Below are 17049 nucleotides of genomic sequence, written 5' to 3' on the forward strand. Positions count from 1 at the left end.
GGATCAGTTCAGTTCTACTTCGACTTCGTTCTCAGTGACGTGGAGGTACTGGATCTCGTCGACAGTGACGTCGAAGCCGATACCTTTGTCCTCTAAACTCTGGTGTCCGTGTATCGTTGTTGCCGCACTGTGAACCTCGATCACGTCGGCGATGATCGCTCCCTGTATGTCAACGGCCCCTTGTAGCTCCACTTTCGAGTTCGGTGCGTATATCACGCCACTCATCTCGAAGTTACTGTTGTCATCGCTTACTTTCTGGACGTCCGAGTGTACGTAAAAGAACAGTTCACTTGCGTTTCCACCCGCGTTGATGTCCTGATTTCCGAACTCGATCGGCCCCTTCACGAAGAACTGGACGCTGTTGTTCTCGTCGCCGTCGATAGTGAGGTCGTTCTGACCGATTTCGAGACTCCCGTTCACGACGACGGAGATGTTATCCTCGGTCGTATCGAACGTGAGATCACCGAGGTCGGAAACGTCACCCTCCGCACAGTACGTATCGCTGACGCCGCTGTCGTAGGTCCCAGACGAACCGAACTCGTGCTCGATATCTTTGCAGTCTTCGATCCGTCTGTCTATTTCGGGGCTCACGGAGGGATAGTTCGTTCCCTCTCGGGTCTCGCCCACGTCCGCATTCTTGAACACCTCCACGTGATCCTGTGCGGCGAGTGGCGAGTCGATCTCCTCGTCGAACGGAGTGACCAGCTCCATTCGGACCGTCCGGTTGGCCTCGTCGTGGTGAACGACCCCATCCGCACGGCTGTCGAAGAAGTGGTACCAGCCGTGGTGGTACTCACTCACTATTTCCACGTAGATCGTTCCGTTTTCGACGGGGTTCGTCCACTCCTCGTTCTCGGTTGCGTTCGGGTAGATAGCCGCCCCTGTCTCAGTCTTGCTGAACTCGCCCCGGACGTCACCGCTCGCCGCACCCTCACCGGAGACGGTGACTATTGGGAACGTGAGCGTCCGGTCGCGGTAGTGGTACTCCGGTGGGGAGATCATTCGGCTCCAGTCATCCTCTTTCTTCCAGACACCACCTCCCTGGAAAGCCACCTGTTCGTCGTCGAGTTCGTACACTACTGACCCGAGAGAGCCGTTGTGTAATTCGGTTTCATACCCGGTTTCGTTTTCGTGAATCACCCGTACGTTCCCGGCTTCGGGCTTTACCTCCACCTGGCCGTCACCGATGTCACCTAAGTCGAATCGCTGGGCGTCGGTCTCGCCCAACGCGACCAGGCTCGCCTTCGAACTCATCTGGGACATCGAGTTCTCCATCGCCGACAGCCGGGAATCGCTCTGTGCGTCACCCAACGCGGCCGCACCCACCGCCAGCGTCACCGTGATCGTCGCGAGGGTGATCCCGAGGATCAACACCACACCCACGACTTCGGACTGCCCTCGCTCCCCGTCGAAAATCATGTACGATTATACGGACTGTCCCACAATAAAGCCTTTGTGTAATTATGATAAATGGATAGTACTTTTCGTGCGGACGCCTCTCGGACCTATATGAACGGTCGGTCGGTCGTACTTACTGGTACCCTGTAAGAAGATGATGACTGGCACCAGAAACAAGGAACCCTCCGAAAGTGAAGCGCTCAGACGACGGGCCACGATTTCCTTGGGTCTTACCGTGCGGTCGTGAACCCTGTACACGGCACAGGAATCGTGGAGGCTTGCCGGGCCTTTGCCGCAGCAAACAAGGTGTTCATCCTCAACTGCTTTCGTGAGATGCGTCGCTGTTAGCCTTTCTTCTGAATCCTCACATCTCAGTACTGATAAGGGACGGTTAAGATCCGAGTGGGGTCGGAGGGATTTGAACCCCCGATCAACTGATATCTCCGGTGCGCGCCTCGGTACTCCAGAGGGTCGTCATCACGGCCGATGATCAGTCGGCCGCTCGGTATATCAGTCTGGAGTGTCGTCACCGGGCACGCGGTCCTCTGGAGTCAGTCGCCTTGCCGGACTAGGCCACGACCCCGCATCACTCGCTATGCCAAAGCGCCCTAAAGCGGTTTCGGTCCTCACTCCCGGTCGTCCGCGCTCCAGGCACAGTCCTGGCACTTGTAGCCGGTGACGAACTCCGTGACGCTCGGCATGTAGCCCACCGAGAGGACGTCCCCGCCACACTCCGGACAGTCGCGTTCTGTGTCCTCGATCGACTCGGCTTCCATCACGGACTCGCCCTCTACCAGCTCGGCGAGGCGCCTCGCGTCCACCATCCGTCCCTCGACGACTCTGTTCTGACTCATACCGGAACGGAGAGAGCGAGCGGCCTAAGCCTTGGCCTTACTGCCAGGGTGCGCGTTCGTGATCGAGGAGCCTGTCCCGGGTCTCTCGCTCCTCGCCGTCGCCGCCGTCGGCGACCGTTCCCTCTGACGCTCGTTCGATCGGCTCGCCACCGGGATCGAACGCGAGCACAGCGGCGACGACGAGCACCGCCAGCGGTGCCTGTTCGGGGACGAGGTTGAGCAGCGCGAGCGGGAGCACGCCGAGTGCGACCGCGCTCCCGAAGCGGAAGCGGTCGATGTCCATCGCCTCGCGGAGCCACGGACCGCCGAGCGCGACGGCCAGCGCGAACGCCACGCCGACGAGCGCGGCCGCGACCGCCCTCGCCACGAGTTCAAGGTCGGTCGTGACGACCAGCGACGCGCCCGCGAGATCGATGCTCGCGACGAAGCCGAGACCGACTATCACGGCAGGTCTCGGGAGGTACTCGCCGACGCGCGCGCTCGCGGTTTTCGCGGCGATGGCGGCGATGACGAGCGCGGCGAAGCGCTCGAAGATCACCAGGTCGAGCACGCTCGCGATGGTCGGCGCGAGCGCGGCCTCGATCGCCGCGAGCGCGACGAGCGGCACAGCGAGTACGAGGACGATCGTCGCCTGCTCGCGTGGGCTGCCGTCCATCTCGGCGAGGATCACGGCGAGGACGGCGCTGCCGCCGAAGATGAGCAGGCCGACCTGGAGGATTCCTACCACAGAATCGAGCGCCCCCGCGAGTATCAGCGCGGGGAAGATCCCGTCGATCAGCGGGAGGAACAGGACGATCGCCAGTAACTTCGTCGGCCCGTCGACGGCACGTTCGAGCCGCAGCGCGATGGGGTGCTGGGAGCTACTCATGTAACGGTCTGGCTCCCGGCCGACGGTGTTCGACGAGCCGCTCGCCGACCGCAGTGACCGGTGTGAACCGTTTGAACTCCGCAAATGTCGTCCAGAGTCGTCCGTCGAGTCCCGCGATCGATCGGTCGACGACACGCCGTACGGCCGGACGGTCGGAGTCCATGAACGAACATGCACGACCCGGGAGAATAAACGTTGTGTGAGCCGTGACCGCAGGGGGCGAAACGAACGGGCGCACACCGACGGACAGCGTTGAACATCGGTCGGCAGGTCCGGGTATCGGTGGAAGATCGACACCCCCCGTCCGATCCGCGTCCGTACACCGCACCCGGTGGGCCCGTGGAGCGAGCTTGCGGCTCTCGCAACGCTTTTCCGCGGGGCACCCACACCGATTACATGGCGAGCGACGAACGAGGGTTCTTCTCGGAGAAACTGGACGTACCGGAGGCACTGACGTTCGACGACGTGCTGCTCAAACCGAAAGAGAGCCGGGTCGAGCCGGACGACGCCGACGTCTCGACGCGCGTCTCGACGAACGTCTCGCTGGAGGTGCCGATCCTGACCGCCGCGATGGACACGGTCACCGAGAGCGAGATGGCGACCGCGATGGCGAGACACGGCGGCCTCGGCGTGCTCCACCGGAACATGGACATCGACCGGATGGTCGAAGAGATCGAGCAGGTGAAAGCCGCCGACGAGCTGATTATCCCCCTCGAATCGGTCGTCACGGCCGACCCGGAGATGAGCGTCCGCCAGGCCGACGATCTGATGGCCCGACGCGGCGTCGGCGGCGCGCCCGTCACGAACACGAACGGGGAGGTCCTCGGGATCATCTCGAGCACCGACATCCGTCCGCACCTCGAGGTCGGCGAGAACGACCCCGTGCGCGAGGCGATGACCGACGAGGTGATCACCGCGCCCGAGGACGTCGCCGCGCGCGAGGCGTTCGACCTCATGTACGAACACAAGATCGAGCGGGTCCCCGTCGTCGACGACGAGAACCTCCTCGTGGGGCTGGTGACGATGCAGGGCATCCTCCAGCGCCGCGAGTACGGGGACGCCGTGCGCGACGAGCGCGGCCGGCTCCGCTGTGGGGTCGCCGTCGGCCCGTTCGAGACCGAGCGGGCCCACGCCGCCGACGAGGCCGGCGCGGACGTGCTCTTCATCGACTGCGCGCACGCACACAACATGAACGTGATCGACGGCGCCAGAGAGATCGCCTCCGGTACCGAGGCGGACGTCGTCGTCGGGAACATCGGTACGCGCGAGGCCGCCGAAGCGCTCGTCGAGTTCGCCGACGGCCTGAAGGTCGGGATCGGCCCGGGATCGATCTGTACCACCCGCGTCGTCACCGGCTCAGGGATGCCCCAGATCACCGCGGTCAGCCAGGTCGCGGACGTCGCCCGGAGGCACGACGTGCCGGTGATCGCGGACGGCGGGATCAGGTACTCCGGCGACGCGATCAAGGCCATCGCGGCCGGCGCTGACGCCGTCATGCTCGGGTCGTACTTCGCGGGCACAGACGAGGCGCCCGGGCGCGTGATCACGATGAACGGGAAACGCTACAAGCAGTACCGGGGGATGGGTTCGGTCGGCGCGATGCGAAGCGGCGAGAGCGAGGGCAACAGGTATCTCAAACGCGAACCAGACGAGGACGAGGAGTACGTCCCCGAGGGTGTCGAGGCAGCGACGCCGTACAAGGGCTCGCTCCGGAGCGAGCTCACCCAGTTGGTCGGGGGAATGCAGTCGGGGATGGGCTACGTCGGGGCCGAATCCCTCTCGGAGTTCACAGAGCGCGCGGAGTTCGTCCGCGTCTCACCGGCGGGTCAGACGGAGGGCCACGCCCACGACGTCGTGATCACGGACGAGGCGCCGAACTACAGCCCAAAACAGGACTGAGTCGGTGACGACTGCCCGCTCGCCCGGCTCGGGGGAACCCGGCGACCACTCCGTAACCTCCACATACTAACGTCCGATCTGGGCGATCCGGTCCTCATGGAGAACGATCCTCGGAGGAGAGGCGCCCTCGGCCGGCGGGCGGTCCTGGCCGCGGCGCTCGCCGCGAGTATCGGCGGCTGTGCCGACGCGTCCCCCTCGGGAAACGAGGGTGAAGAGGGGGATCGGCCGGAGCCCGACGACCGGGGCGATGCGGACGACGGGTCTTCCGACGACGGGCCGGGCGAACCGACCGACGAACCGGACGGGGACGGCGACGCGAAGGCCGAGAGTACGGTGGTAGAGGACGTCCTCCTCTTCGACTTCGAGGATCTCGAAGAGTGGGAGCTTCCCGCGAGTGATGCGACGCTGGACGGGGAGACCTCCCTGACCGGTGGGTCCTCGGTCCGGTTCGAGGTGGGTAGAGAGGAGAACTGGGCGCGGCTCGAACGCACGGGCCTCGACCTCGACCTGAGCGAGCACCGTCTCTCGCTCGTCACGCGAGTGCACGCACCGGACGTACCGGGACAGTCCGTCGACGTCGTCCTCACCGATCGTGAGGGTACCGAACTCCGACTCAGGGGTCGAATACGCAAGACCGGCACCGACACGACACTCATGCCGCTGGACCTCGGTATCCGGGAGTGGGACCCCGACGCGCCGATCGACCTCGCCTCCGTCGAACGGCTCAGGGTCCAGTCGCGCTTCGACGACGAGACCGGGGGCGAACTCTGGGTGGACGCGCTGTATGCGACCCCGCTGCCCGAGACCCCCGTCCTCACGATTCACTGGGACGACGGCTACCTCTCCCAGTACACGGAGGGCTTTCCGATCCAGCGCGAGTACGGGATCCCTGCGACGACGTTCGTCGTCCCCACGTACATCGGTCGGGACGACGAGCGCCTCACTCTCGATCAGCTACACGAACTGCAGGACGAGGGCTGGGACGTGAGCAGCCACCTCTATCACCACGACAACCTGACCGAGCTCCCGCCCGAGGAACAGGAGACACAGATCCGCGACGCGAAGGAGTGGCTGGTCGACAACGGCTTCGAGGAGGGTGCGGAGTACTTCGCCTACCCCTACGGCGAACACGATCAGTCGAGCTACGACCTCGTCGAGGAGTATCACACGTTCGGGCTGATCGGGAGCGAGCCGGGCTACGGCCGACCGCGCAACCTCCCGGCCCTCGGTCGCACTTCCGAGCGGACGATCGAGGACGCGTCGGCGTACGTCGACACGCTCGTCGAGTGGGGCGGCTACGGTGGCCTGTTCTGGCATCGCATCCCGGACGAAACCCCCATAGCCGAGTTCGACGAGATCATGGCCACCATCGCGGAGCGACGTGACGACGGCGATATCGCCGTCGTCACGCTCTCCGAACTCGACGACCGGCTCCGGGCGAGTTGGTGAAACGACCCGACCCGAAACCGGACCGATGTCCCCTCTTCTCCCGTCACTCGTGCCGTCCGCGAGCGGCGACGGCGCTCGCGGCGTTCTGGAGCGGATGTGTGCGCTGGACGGGTCGCGGACGGAGCGGGCGAACACGACGAGGAGACCGGTGTGCGGTCAGAAGGTGTAGCCGTAACGGTCCTCCAACACGTAGGCTGCGGTACCCCAGACGTAGTTCTCGCCTGGCCACCACGTCCGGGCCTTGTTCACGCCACAGACGAGCAGGCCGTCGTCCGGTGCCTCGGGATCGGGGTGATAGCAGACCGAACCGCTGTCGCCGTCGAGGAAGTCCGACTCCTCGCCCCACTTCACCTGTCCACCCTTACACGGGTCGCCGTAGATACAGGAGACGCCGTCTATGGCCTCGATCGACCCCGAGGTGAGCCCGGTCCGCGCGCCGGTCTTTCTTACCTCAGCGCCCCGTGCCTTGAGGTCGGCGAGACCGAGTTTGGTGAAGGTCCCGACGACCTCGCCCGGCAGCTCGCCCGCGATCCGCGAGGTCGGGACGACCTCCTCGGTCGGTCGGACGAGCGCGATGTCCTCCTCCCGATAGCCGCGTTCGACGACGCCCATCGAGTGTGTGCCGTCGTCGGTGATCAGCCGACACTCCTCGCCGCGCATCTCGTCACCCTCGCCGCCGTAGAGGTGGTTGGCGGTCGCGAAGAACACCCGCTCCCGGTCCCGGTCGTAGAGCGCGGGGGTGAGCGTCGCCATCGACTCGCCGTCCGAGCAGGCGACGCCGCCCGGTACCTCGACGCCGTCGGCGAGGTCGTGGGTCCGTTCCGGCCCGACGTCACCGGCGTCTCCCTCGGGGCGCCCCTCGACTACGCTGACGTCGAACGGGGTGTCCTCGAGGAGGCCGGCGATCCGGTCTCTGAGCCCCGCGTCGACCGTGTCGATCCGGATGCTCGCCCCCAGCTCCTCGTAGCTCCCCGGCGAGACCGCGCTGCTCACCACCCCCTCGAGCTCGGCGAGGTCGAGGCTCGCGTGCGTCTCGAACACCCGTCGGAGCTCGTCGTACCAGCGAGCCGGGACGAGCTTCGTCACCGGTTCGATCGAGGCGGGATCCGCGGGGTCGGCCCGCCGGTGGGCGTAGACGATCGGCACCTCCTCGTCGTCCGCTGCCTCGAACTCCGAGGCGGAGAGACAGCTCGCCATCGCCGCGCTGAACCCCGCCCCGACGAGCGTCTCGACGAACCTGCGTCTGCCCATCAGTGAGAGCGGCTCCCCGTGGACCGAGCCGCTGCGTGTCCCTCCTCCCATCCAATCCGATAGCCGCTACGGGCCGGACCCTCCTAAATAACGTCTACAGCTTCGCAGAATATGTCATACTTTCGCATACGTGTCTGCCGTGCGTCCGACGGGGCCGACCCGGGACCACGTTTCGTCTCCTCCGTGCGTCGCTCACGTCGGTTCGCGACCAGCAACGGGCCGGAGATGGGATTCGAATCAGAGAGCGTAGCGAGCCCAGCGAGCGGAGCGAGCGTGGTTCGAATCCCACCGGAGTTCGCGCCGCACCGCTCACGGAGATGTTCGCGGTGCGTCGACGGGCCGGATGGGATTCGAACCCACGACCATCTGGTTAAAAGCCAGACGCTCTGCCGGACTGAGCTACCGGCCCTCGGTTCGAACTTTTAGCGCGGCGAGGAAATACGTTTCCTTTCTCTCGGTCCGGGAACCTGACCGGAAGGGGAGGCTTAAGTAACGACCGTGGATAGTAGGGGCAATGAGTGCTGGGGTACCCGTATCCGCGATGTCTTCCTACGCGATCCTCGGCTGTGGCAGCGTCGGCCACGCGGTCGCGGAGGAGCTGGTCGACCAGGGCCGGGACGTACTGATCATCGACCGCGACGCCGACCGGGTGGAGACCCTGCGCGATCAGGACCTGAACGCACAGGTCGGCGATATCCGGGAGGAGGAGGTGGCGGCGGTCGCGGCCGACCGCGACATCGTCCTCATCCTCTCCTCGGACGTGGAGGCGAACGAGGCGGCCGTCAGGAACATCCGCGAACACGACGGGACCCAGTTCGTCGTCGCACGCGCGAGCGACCCGGTGACCGGCGACGAACTCGCCGCCGTCGGTGCGGACACGGTGATCAACCCCTCCGCGGTTATCGCCGACTCGGCGCTCCGGGCGCTGGAATCCGGCGAACTCGAACACAAGGCGAGCCAGCTCGCGGACGTCATCGAGGCGACCGGCTCGCGCATGGGGATCCTCACGCCCGACAACCCCGACCCGGATTCGATCGCGAGCGCGGTCGCCCTGCGAGCGATCGCGGCCCACCTCGACGTCGAGGCCGACATCCTCTACCTCGGCGAGGTCGGCCACCAGGAGAACCGTGCCTTCGTCAACCTGCTCGACGTCGAGATGATCGCGGTTGACCGCGAGGCGGAGAACCCGCTCTCGGGGTACGACACGGTCGCGCTGGTCGACGGCTCGCTGTTGAGTTCCGGGCTCGACCTCTCGGTCGACGTCCTGATCGACCACCACGACGTCGATGTGGGCGACGCCATCTCCTTCGTCGACGTCAGGCCGCAGATGACCTCGACGTCGACGATCCTCACGAAGTACGTCCAGGAGTTCGACGTCTCGGTCAACGAGACGGTCGCGACGGCGCTGCTCTACGGTATCCGCGCCGAGACGCTCGACTTCAAGCGCGATACGACGCCGGCTGACCTCACCGCGGCGGCCTATCTCTACCCGTTCGCGAACCACGACACGCTCGAACAGGTCGAGTCACCCTCGATGAGCCCGGAGACGCTCGACGTGCTCGCCGAGGCGATCCAGAACCGGGAGGTCCAGGGCAGCCACCTCGTCTCGAACGCCGGGTTCGTCCGGGACAGGGAGGCAGTCGAACAGGCCGCCCAGCACCTGCTCAACCTCGAGGGGATCACGACCACGGCGGTCTTCGGCATCGCCGAGGACACGATCTACCTCGCCGCCCGGTCGAAGGACATCCGACTCAACATCGGTCGGGTGCTCAGCGACGCCTTCACCGACATCGGCGAGACGGTCGGCCACTCGACGCAGGCGAGCGTGGAGATCCCGCTGGGGCTGTTCACCGGGATTGAGGCGAGCGAGGAGAGGCTGCTCGAACTCACCGAGGAGGCGGTACGGCGAAAGCTCTTCGACGCGATGGGTGTCGAAAGCGAGAACGGCTCCTAGGCCGCGATCTCGTCTTCGGCCTCGCCCTCGTCCTCTCGGTCTTTCAGCCGCTCGACGACGTCGTTCACGAGAACGATGTCGCCGACCGACCGAACCCAGCGGTACGGGATCATCACGCCGCGGGTGCCGCCGGTGTAGTCGGCGAAGAGTTCGTCGTTCGTCCGGCCGAGCGCCAGTCCCGTCACGAGCTCCGAATCGAGGTCGAGTCTGACGTCCTCGATCTCGCCGACGAAGACGCCGTTGTTCGAGTAGACTTCACGCCCGACGAGGGTCGTGATGTTCTCCGGGATACGGTCCATGCGGGCACATCGGCCGGCCGGGTGTAATAGTTGACGGATGGACCAGGGGATGACGAGGCAACGAAATATATTAATAGTAGAAATCAGGGAGTGACGTTCGCGTCGAGGGGTGGTGTAAAGAGCGTCAGACGAGAAGACGCGAGTGCCGGAGTGCCTCTGACAACCGGCAGTGGGGCGACAGTCCTGCCCGGATCCCGTCGCCCCGGCGGTTCATCCGCCTCTTTCAATCGGAGACGACGCTACCGAGCCCCGGCCGTCCCCCGTGCGTAGCGCCGGTCGGTCCCGGCGAGCGTCAACAGCGCGAGATACCTCACGTAGACGGTGGCCGGCACGTGGACGAGACCGACGAGCGCGAGCGTCGCGAGGAGATACGGGGGGACGAGCAACGCACCCGTCACGCCCGAGACGATCCCTTCCGAGAGCCCGCCGGCGACGAGCAGGCTCCCCACGCCCAGCCCGAACGTTCCGATGGGGAGTGCGACGGCGAGGGCGACGAGCGCGCCGAGGACCGCCCCGAAGACGAACACGACCGCGAGCGCGCTCAGGTCGACGACGAGGTAGACGGCGTACCGGTCGGGACGTGCGTCGACCCTGCGGAGAAGATGTCGCCAGCCCTCGCGGAGCGAACAGCCCTCGACGAGCATGATCGGGGCGACCAGACGCGAGGTCAGCCGCGAGACGGTGAGGCAGACGAGCGCGACGGCAACGAACGAGAGCGAGCCGACCGTCGCGTGTCGGCCGTCGACGGGTTCGACACCGACGAACGCCGCGAGCGCCCCGACGAGCGCCACGATCACCAGTCCGTAGAGGACGAGGCGGAAGACGAAGAGGTCGAGACCGGGCCGGAGGTGGCCGGGGAGTGGCCCCAGGAGGCGCACGGGCCGGCCACGGAGCGTATCGAGGAGGACGAACTCGAAGACCGCACCCGCGAGCAGGAAGGCGAAGAGGACGAGCGTGCCGAGGGCGAGGCCGACGACCGCGATCGAGAGGAGTCCCGGATCGGTGGGATCGACCGCGAGCGGGTTCGTGACGAGGGGTCCCCGGTTGAAGTCCGCGACGAGTGTCGTCGTCGGACCGCCGACGAAGACGGCGAGCACCGACAGCCGTGCCCAGTCGGGAATCGATCGGCCGGCGAGCAGCGCTCGCGTCGCCCCGACGGCCTCGCGGGCGGCGACGAGCGCGTGCCAGGACATGACCGGGGTAGCGACCGGGTACGCTTATACTCCCTGTATCAGTGGACCGAGATCGCGTTCACCGACCGATCGGAGAGCACGATCGAGAGCAGGTAGATCGCGATGGCGACGACGACGATCGACCCGCCCGCGGGCAGGCCCTGTCGGACAGAGAACGCGAAGCCCAGGAGGATCGAGAGCTGCCCGAACAGGATCGAGAGGACGAGCGTCTCCCGGAAGCTCGTGGCGACCTGCGAGGCGGCGGCGACCGGGACGACGAGCATGGCGGCGACCAGGATCACCCCGAGGATCTGCATCGCGCCGACGACGACCACCGCGGTCATCACGATCAACAGCGCGTTGTACCAACGAACGTGGAGGCCAGCGACGCTGGCGGCCTGTTCGTCGAAGGTGACGAACAGGAGCTGTTTGTAGTTGTAGACGACGACCGCGACGACGACCACGCTGAGCAGCGCCATCAGCCGCGCGCCGTCGGCCGTGACGACCGTGATCTGCCCGAAGAGGTAGGCCTCGATGTCGATCGTCACCGACATGAAATCGCGACCCCAGCTGATCAGGAGCGTCCCGACGGCGAAGCTCCCACTCAGCATGATCGCGATCGGTACGTCGCCGTAGCTGTTGGTGTGCTCGATGAGCCACTGGAGACCGAGCGCGCCGAGGACGCTCACGACGAGCGCGACGAGCAGCAGCGAACCGCTCAGCCCGAAGAAGCCGGTGACCAGCAGGCCGACCGCGACGCCGGCGAACGCGGTGTGTGCGAGCGTCTCGCCGATCAGCGCCATCTCGCGGTGGACGACGAACGTGCCGACCATCGGCGCGACGATCCCGATCAGGACCCCCGTCGCGAGCGACTGCCACATGAAGGGGTGTCTGAACACCCGCGTCCCGAGGTAGAGGTCGATCCACTGACCGGCGATCATGAACTGCCCGTATGCCTGGGCACCGACGGGGCTCTCGCGCAGCCAGTAGAGCGCGACGAACGAGAGCATCACGGCCGCGAGCAACGCGGTACAGAGGAGACCGACGAACTCGACGGCCTCGCGCCGCGAGCGCGGTCTGAGCGGGTCCGTCGGCCGGGTGAACGAGCCGTCTGTGCCCTCGGACTCCCCGAGACTCATGGGTGGTCGTGGGTGACGATCCTCGCGGTCTCGCCGTAGGCACGGGTGAGCGCGTCGCTCTCGACGAACTCATCGGTGCTCCCGTGGTGGTACAGCTCGGTGTTGAGACAGGCGACGTGGTCCGCGTGGTCGGTGACGACCCCGATGTCGTGTTCGATGAGGACGATCGTGATGCCGGTCCCGTTCAGCGAGTCGAGCAGGTCGTAGAACGCGTCCCTGGACTCCGCGTCGACGCCGACCGCTGGCTCGTCGAGCGCGAGCAGGTCGGCCTCGCTCGCGAGCGCCCGCGCGATGTACGCCCGCTGGCGCTGGCCGCCCGAGAGCTGGCCGATCCGTCGCTCCGCGAAGCCGGAGATCCCCACGCGGTCGATCGCCCGCTCGACCGCCTCGTAGTCCGTCTCGCCCAGCCGTCCGTGACCGACGTGGGCGAACCGGCCCATCGTCACGCACTCACGGACCGTCACCGGCATCGTCTTTCCCCTGCTGGTCGCCTGCTGGGATACGTAGCCGATCCGGCCCCGGTCGTCGAACCGTCCGACCGGCTCGCCGAACAGCTCGACGCTCCCCGTGTCGGGCTCGAGGAGCCCGAGCATCAGGTGCATCAGCGTCGTCTTCCCGGAGCCGTTCGGCCCGACTAGGCCGAAGAAATCGCCCCGCTCGATTCCGAACGTGACGTCCGTCAGCGCGACGGTCTCGCCGTAGGCGAAGCCGACGCTCTCGAACGAGACGGCGAGCTCTCGCTCACGGTGGTCGACCCCCTCGTCGGATCCCGTCGGTTCGCTCCGGCTCTCTGTTCTCACGGTTCACTCCGCACCGAGTGCCTGTCGGAGCGACGGGATATTGATCTCTTCCATCTGCTCGACCCAGCCCCAGCCCGCCTCGTTCCACTCGGGCGTCGTCCCCTCGACGGCGGTGAGGGGGGCTGCCTCGCTCGCGTCGCTGTTCTCTATGATCAGCTCGACCATGCTCGGCAGCTCCTCGTCCGGGTCCGGGCTCTCGAACGGGTCGTAGAGGACCGTATCGATCCCGTGTTCCTCCACCACCTCGATCATCCCCGCGACGTCGTCGAGCGACTCCGCGTCGTCCGGCGCGATCCCGACCGGCGAGTACAGCTCGAACCCGTAGCGCGCTTCGAGGTACCGGAACGAGTCGTGGCTCGCGACGACCCCGATCTCGCGTTCCGCGTCCTCGACGAGCGCCGCGAACGCCTCGTCTACCCCCTCGAGGCGCTCGGTGTACGCCGCCGCGTTCTCCTCGAACGACGCCGCGTTCTCGGGGTCGACCTCCCCCAGACGATCCGCGATCGTCCCGACGATCTCCGTCGCGATCACCGGGTCGACCCAGACGTGCGGGTCGGAGAACTCCGGGCTCTCCCCACCGGCCTCCTCGACGACCTCGACCGGGAGGCCGTCGTTCGTCGTGTCGAACAGCACCTCTCCGTCGGAGACGAGTTCGAAGACCACCTGCGTGCGGCCCTCCTCGACGCCGGTGACCCGCACGATCTCCCCGTCGGAGTCGACCTCGACGACCTCCTGGGCACCCTCCCTGACCCTCCCCCGTATCTGGAACGGCTCGTCATCGCCGAGCGGGAGCACCCGGTCTTCGGTGTCGACGACCACCCCGCCGACGCTCGCCGTGCCCTCGAGCGGGACGTCGGGGAACCCGCCGTGCCAGTGGCCGTCGTGCCAGTAGGCGACGACGTCGCCGGTTCCCGGATCGACGACGTCGAACTCGGCGATCTCTACCTCCTCGCCGTCGAACACGTCGGCGTCGTCCGGTTCCGGGAGCTCCCCGCCCCCGTCGCCGCCGGGTAGCAGATACTCGCCGAGCCCCTCCATCCCGTCGATCAGCGCGACCTCCGGGTAGTCCGATTCGAGCGTCGTGGCGAGGTCCTGCGCCCAGGCGAACTCCGGGCTGTCGAGGTAGACGAACGCGTCGGTCTCGGCGACGTCCACGGCGAGTTCGCCGTCGGGTTCCCAGCCGTGGCCCATCTCGCCCACGTCGACCGGGTTCTCGAACGAGAAGGCGTCCCCGCCGACCTCGTTCGCCCAGTCGTAGAGGCTGAAGAACGCCGCGTAGCCCGAGTGATTCCCGTCGCCGCCTCCGTCGTCTGCGTCCCCTTGCGGCTCGCTCAGACAGCCGGCCAGGGTCCCGAGCGCGAGGAGGCCAACCCCGCCGAGCACGCCCCGTCGCGTGTGGTTCATACGTCCGAGATTCGTCCGGACCGACAAAAGCGTTATTATTCAAACGAACCAGGTTAACAACCCCTCCGGGCGAGCCCCGATCTCACCGGTACGGGTCGGAGACGACCGTCCGATCAGTCGTCGTCGTGGTCGTCGTCAGTGTCGTGATCGTCCGCCTGATCGTCGTCGTGACCGTGGTCGTCGTCGTGACCGTGGTCGTCGTCGTGACCGTGGTCGTCCGCGTGATCATCGTCGTGACCGTGATCGTCGCCCTGGTCGTCGACGTCCTCCGGATTCTCGGCGACCTCGACGTCGATCGGGGGCGTGTCGTAGTCCGAGTGGTCGTCGTGCCAGAGCTGGAAGACGATCTCGGTGATCCCCTCCTCCTCGCCGAGGACGTCGACGTGGTCCCCGTGGAACTCGAAGTCGACGATCCCCTCCTGGGCGCCCTCCATGACCTCCGCCCGGAGTTCGTACCCGTCGCCGAGTTCGATCTCCTCGCCGTCTTCGTCCGCGATGTACGCGCCCAGCGAGATCTGGCCGTCGAGCGGTACCGGCGGGAGGCCGTAGTCCCAGTGGCCCCCGTGGACGAAGGCGGTCGTCTCGTCGGTCTTCCGATCGATCAGTTCGAACTCCGAGAGGCGCGCGTCCTCTAGCTCCTCGTCGTCGTGGTCGTCGTGATCGTCACCGTGATCGTCGACAGCGTCGTCGCCCTCCGTGGGGTCGTCGTCGGCCTCGCCGTCGAGACAGCCCGCGACGACCGCCGCCGCGATCGCTCCCGCGCTCCGCTTCAGCATCCGCCGTCTGGTCTGGACCATACGGAGTCATACGGTGATGGCAGTAAAAGTGTTATTATCTACCCAAGCAATATTAGTAATCCGAGTCATCGAATCGTTCTGGATTACTAATCGACGACGTCGGTCGGTCTCGCGCCGGCGAGCGAGTGGAGCTCCTCGGGGTCGATCGGGAAGACCGCTTCCGGGGTGCCTGCAGCCGTCCAGACCACGTCGTGTTCCAGCAGCGTCTCGTCGAAGAGCACCGGGACCTCGCTGTCGTGACAGATCGGGGGGACCCCGCCGATCGACCAGCCGAGCGTCTCGCGTATCCCGTCGGCGTCGGCCATCTCCACCGACTCCGCGCCCACCACCTCCGCGATCCGGTCCTCGTTCACGCGGTTCGCCCCGCTGGTCACGACGACCACGAGGTCGCCGTCGGCGTCCATCACGATGCTGCTGGCGATCTGGGCGACCTCGCAGCCGACTGCCTCCGCGGCGTCGGCGGCCGTCTTCGTCCCCTCGGGGAACTCCCTCACCTCGATCTTGATGTCGTGTTCATCGCGTGCACGATCGCGGAACGCCTCGGTCCGTGGGTGCATACCGGCTACTGGAGGGTCGACCTACGAAAAGGTGTAGGAACCCGCCCGCTACCGTGAGGTGCGGACGACGGGCACGCGATCCGAGATCCAGCCGAGCAGTCGCCGCCACCTCGGGCCCCGTCGTCCCTCGAGAGCCCGTCGAAGACGGTCGTTCTCCGCCTGCAGGCGTGCGTTATCCATCTCGAGGCGGTCCACCCGGTCCGTCAGCTCCCGTCGCCGCGTCCGCTCCGCGGCGGGGGGACCCGCCGCGGGAGCGAGTTCGCGCGGCGTGGGTGTGGTGGGTCGAGTCGGCCCGCCGGTGTCGAGGCTCCCCCGAGCGCTCTCGTCGGCTCTCGATTCCTCCTCCTCCACTCCGTCTAGTTCCGTATCCACCTCGGACCCGCTTTCCGAACGGTCGGAGACCGCGGGCAGCCGACCGCCGTTGGCGGCGTTCACGACCGCCCCGACCAGCAGTACCAGCCCACCGAAGTAGAGCCACGTGAGAAGCAGGAGTACGGCCCCGATCGCGCCGGCGGACTCCGAGTCGGCCGCGACCGAGACGTACACCTGAAAGAGCGCCTGGAGGGCGGCCCAGCCGACGGCCGCCACGACCACCCCCGGCAGGATCTCTCGCACGGTGACGTCGACGTCCGGGAAGTAGTAGTACATCGGGGCGAAGGCGATCGAGAGTCCGACCGCGAGCAGCAGCGGGTTCACCAGGCCGAGGAGGGCGCTGTCCGGGAAGAACGCGAACGCGGTGCTCGCGACCGCCGCCGCGACGAGCGCGAGTCCGATCGCGACGAACACGACCAGCGCGTCCCGGAGCTGCTCGACGAACGAGTTCTCGGCCGTCGAGTCGTAGATCTCGGAGAACGCGGTGTCGAGGCCACGGAAGATCTTGAGCGAGCCCCACAGCAGCGTCACCAGACCGATCGCCGAGGCACCGGTCGTCGCGACGGAGCCGGCGATCGCGTCCTCGAGGAGGTCGTTCCCACTCTCCGGAAGGAAACCCCGTGTCGTGGCCGTGACCGTCGCGGCCAACCCGTCGTCGCCGACGACCGAAACGAGGAAGAAGACGAGCACGAGCAACGGTATCAGCGAGACGAACGCCTGGTAGGCGATGCTCCCGGCCATGAACGTGACGTTCTCCTCCTTGATCCCGGTCACGACCGCCTTCGCGAGCGGGAGTAGCTCTCTGGGGCTGGCGCTCACGTCCGTCGCTGACGCCA

The 17049-nt window shown here is 66.5% G+C and carries 16 protein-coding genes and 2 tRNA genes; 3 read left to right on the top strand and 15 right to left on the bottom strand.

The genetic code is table 11. From position 1 onward, the window contains the following. Positions 1–3 precede the first annotated feature (3 nt). From V2L32_RS13260 to V2L32_RS13280, 5 genes are all read right to left on the bottom strand, one after another. Positions 4–1419, bottom strand: coding sequence for a DUF7289 family protein (locus V2L32_RS13260; protein WP_331232913.1), 1416 nt, complete (start codon positions 1417–1419; stop codon positions 4–6). Between the two features lie 382 nt (positions 1420–1801). Beyond that, positions 1802–1981 (bottom strand) — tRNA-Trp (locus V2L32_RS13265). 43 nt (positions 1982–2024) lie between these two features. Beyond that, positions 2025–2252, bottom strand: coding sequence for a DUF5795 family protein (locus tag V2L32_RS13270; RefSeq protein ID WP_331232914.1), 228 nt, complete (start codon positions 2250–2252; stop codon positions 2025–2027). Between the two features lie 37 nt (positions 2253–2289). Further along, positions 2290–3120 carry a DUF5794 domain-containing protein gene (locus tag V2L32_RS13275; protein WP_331232915.1) on the bottom strand — a complete coding sequence of 277 codons (831 nt, stop codon included), beginning with the start codon at positions 3118–3120 and terminating at the stop codon, positions 2290–2292. Further along, positions 3113–3283 (bottom strand): hypothetical protein, encoded by a 171-nt coding sequence (locus V2L32_RS13280; protein WP_331232916.1) that lies wholly within the window; start codon positions 3281–3283, stop codon positions 3113–3115. Before V2L32_RS13280 ends, V2L32_RS13275 begins: the two co-directional genes overlap by 8 nt. A gap of 233 nt (positions 3284–3516) precedes the next feature. Here V2L32_RS13280 and guaB point away from each other — a divergent pair, with 233 nt between their 5' ends. Together guaB and V2L32_RS13290 are read left to right on the top strand one after the other, a co-directional pair. Further along, the gene (gene guaB, locus V2L32_RS13285) at positions 3517–5019 is read left to right on the top strand and encodes an IMP dehydrogenase (RefSeq protein ID WP_331232917.1); all 1503 of its coding nucleotides are present in this window, start codon (positions 3517–3519) and stop codon (positions 5017–5019) included. A gap of 96 nt (positions 5020–5115) precedes the next feature. Next, entirely contained in the window at positions 5116–6468 is a 1353-nt protein-coding gene (locus tag V2L32_RS13290; RefSeq protein WP_331232918.1) for a polysaccharide deacetylase family protein, read from the top strand. A 156-nt stretch (positions 6469–6624) separates the two neighbouring features. Here the strand turns inward: V2L32_RS13290 and V2L32_RS13295 are convergent, their stop codons facing one another. Together V2L32_RS13295 and V2L32_RS13300 are read right to left on the bottom strand one after the other, a co-directional pair. Continuing rightward, positions 6625–7719 carry a hypothetical protein gene (locus V2L32_RS13295; protein WP_331232919.1) on the bottom strand — a complete coding sequence of 365 codons (1095 nt, stop codon included), beginning with the start codon at positions 7717–7719 and terminating at the stop codon, positions 6625–6627. Positions 7720–8054: 335 nt separating this feature from the next. Further along, positions 8055–8128 (bottom strand) — tRNA-Lys (locus V2L32_RS13300). 105 nt (positions 8129–8233) lie between these two features. Between V2L32_RS13300 and V2L32_RS13305 the strand changes: the two genes are divergently transcribed. Further along, the gene (locus tag V2L32_RS13305) at positions 8234–9673 is read left to right on the top strand and encodes a DHH family phosphoesterase (protein ID WP_331232920.1); all 1440 of its coding nucleotides are present in this window, start codon (positions 8234–8236) and stop codon (positions 9671–9673) included. Here the strand turns inward: V2L32_RS13305 and V2L32_RS13310 are convergent. From V2L32_RS13310 to V2L32_RS13345, 8 genes are all read right to left on the bottom strand, one after another. After that, positions 9670–9972 (bottom strand): PRC-barrel domain-containing protein, encoded by a 303-nt coding sequence (locus tag V2L32_RS13310; protein WP_331232921.1) that lies wholly within the window; start codon positions 9970–9972, stop codon positions 9670–9672. The genes V2L32_RS13305 and V2L32_RS13310 overlap by 4 nt on opposite strands. 239 nt (positions 9973–10211) lie before the next feature. Then, the gene (locus V2L32_RS13315) at positions 10212–11165 is read right to left on the bottom strand and encodes a DUF7544 domain-containing protein (protein ID WP_331232922.1); all 954 of its coding nucleotides are present in this window, start codon (positions 11163–11165) and stop codon (positions 10212–10214) included. A 38-nt stretch (positions 11166–11203) separates the two neighbouring features. Next, positions 11204–12283, bottom strand: coding sequence for a metal ABC transporter permease (locus V2L32_RS13320; RefSeq protein WP_331232923.1), 1080 nt, complete (start codon positions 12281–12283; stop codon positions 11204–11206). Continuing rightward, positions 12280–12966, bottom strand: a complete 687-nt coding sequence (locus V2L32_RS13325; RefSeq protein WP_331236614.1) for a metal ABC transporter ATP-binding protein — start codon at positions 12964–12966, stop codon at positions 12280–12282. The genes V2L32_RS13320 and V2L32_RS13325 overlap by 4 nt, the downstream gene beginning before the upstream one ends. A 120-nt stretch (positions 12967–13086) precedes the next feature. Further along, on the bottom strand, positions 13087–14487 hold the full coding sequence (locus V2L32_RS13330; RefSeq protein WP_331232924.1) for a metal ABC transporter substrate-binding protein: 1401 nt from the start codon (positions 14485–14487) through the stop codon (positions 13087–13089). A 113-nt stretch (positions 14488–14600) separates the two neighbouring features. Continuing rightward, complete coding sequence (locus V2L32_RS13335; protein WP_331232925.1) at positions 14601–15284, bottom strand: hypothetical protein; 684 nt, start codon at positions 15282–15284, stop codon at positions 14601–14603. A gap of 86 nt (positions 15285–15370) precedes the next feature. Beyond that, complete coding sequence (locus V2L32_RS13340; RefSeq protein ID WP_331232926.1) at positions 15371–15841, bottom strand: YbaK/EbsC family protein; 471 nt, start codon at positions 15839–15841, stop codon at positions 15371–15373. Between the two features lie 48 nt (positions 15842–15889). Then, positions 15890–17032 carry a YhjD/YihY/BrkB family envelope integrity protein gene (locus V2L32_RS13345; protein WP_331232927.1) on the bottom strand — a complete coding sequence of 381 codons (1143 nt, stop codon included), beginning with the start codon at positions 17030–17032 and terminating at the stop codon, positions 15890–15892. Between the last annotated feature and the right edge of the window lie 17 nt (positions 17033–17049).

The sequence above is a fragment of the Halalkalicoccus sp. CGA53 genome, from assembly GCF_036429475.1.
Taxonomy (GTDB): Archaea; Halobacteriota; Halobacteria; order Halobacteriales; family Halalkalicoccaceae; genus Natronorarus; species Natronorarus salvus.

Excerpts from the sequence above, each read along its gene's own strand:
- V2L32_RS13260 (WP_331232913.1), bottom strand. The coding sequence starts at position 1,419 with ATGATTTTCGACGGGGAGCGAGGGCAGTCCGAAGTCGTGGGTGTGGTG.
- V2L32_RS13270 (WP_331232914.1), bottom strand. The coding sequence starts at position 2,252 with ATGAGTCAGAACAGAGTCGTCGAGGGACGGATGGTGGACGCGAGGCGC.
- V2L32_RS13275 (WP_331232915.1), bottom strand. The coding sequence starts at position 3,120 with ATGAGTAGCTCCCAGCACCCCATCGCGCTGCGGCTCGAACGTGCCGTC.
- V2L32_RS13280 (WP_331232916.1), bottom strand. The coding sequence starts at position 3,283 with ATGGACTCCGACCGTCCGGCCGTACGGCGTGTCGTCGACCGATCGATC.
- guaB (WP_331232917.1), top strand. The coding sequence starts at position 3,517 with ATGGCGAGCGACGAACGAGGGTTCTTCTCGGAGAAACTGGACGTACCG.
- V2L32_RS13290 (WP_331232918.1), top strand. The coding sequence starts at position 5,116 with ATGGAGAACGATCCTCGGAGGAGAGGCGCCCTCGGCCGGCGGGCGGTC.
- V2L32_RS13295 (WP_331232919.1), bottom strand. The coding sequence starts at position 7,719 with ATGGGCAGACGCAGGTTCGTCGAGACGCTCGTCGGGGCGGGGTTCAGC.
- V2L32_RS13305 (WP_331232920.1), top strand. The coding sequence starts at position 8,234 with ATGAGTGCTGGGGTACCCGTATCCGCGATGTCTTCCTACGCGATCCTC.
- V2L32_RS13310 (WP_331232921.1), bottom strand. The coding sequence starts at position 9,972 with ATGGACCGTATCCCGGAGAACATCACGACCCTCGTCGGGCGTGAAGTC.
- V2L32_RS13315 (WP_331232922.1), bottom strand. The coding sequence starts at position 11,165 with ATGTCCTGGCACGCGCTCGTCGCCGCCCGCGAGGCCGTCGGGGCGACG.
- V2L32_RS13320 (WP_331232923.1), bottom strand. The coding sequence starts at position 12,283 with ATGAGTCTCGGGGAGTCCGAGGGCACAGACGGCTCGTTCACCCGGCCG.
- V2L32_RS13330 (WP_331232924.1), bottom strand. The coding sequence starts at position 14,487 with ATGAACCACACGCGACGGGGCGTGCTCGGCGGGGTTGGCCTCCTCGCG.
- V2L32_RS13335 (WP_331232925.1), bottom strand. The coding sequence starts at position 15,284 with ATGGTCCAGACCAGACGGCGGATGCTGAAGCGGAGCGCGGGAGCGATC.
- V2L32_RS13340 (WP_331232926.1), bottom strand. The coding sequence starts at position 15,841 with ATGCACCCACGGACCGAGGCGTTCCGCGATCGTGCACGCGATGAACAC.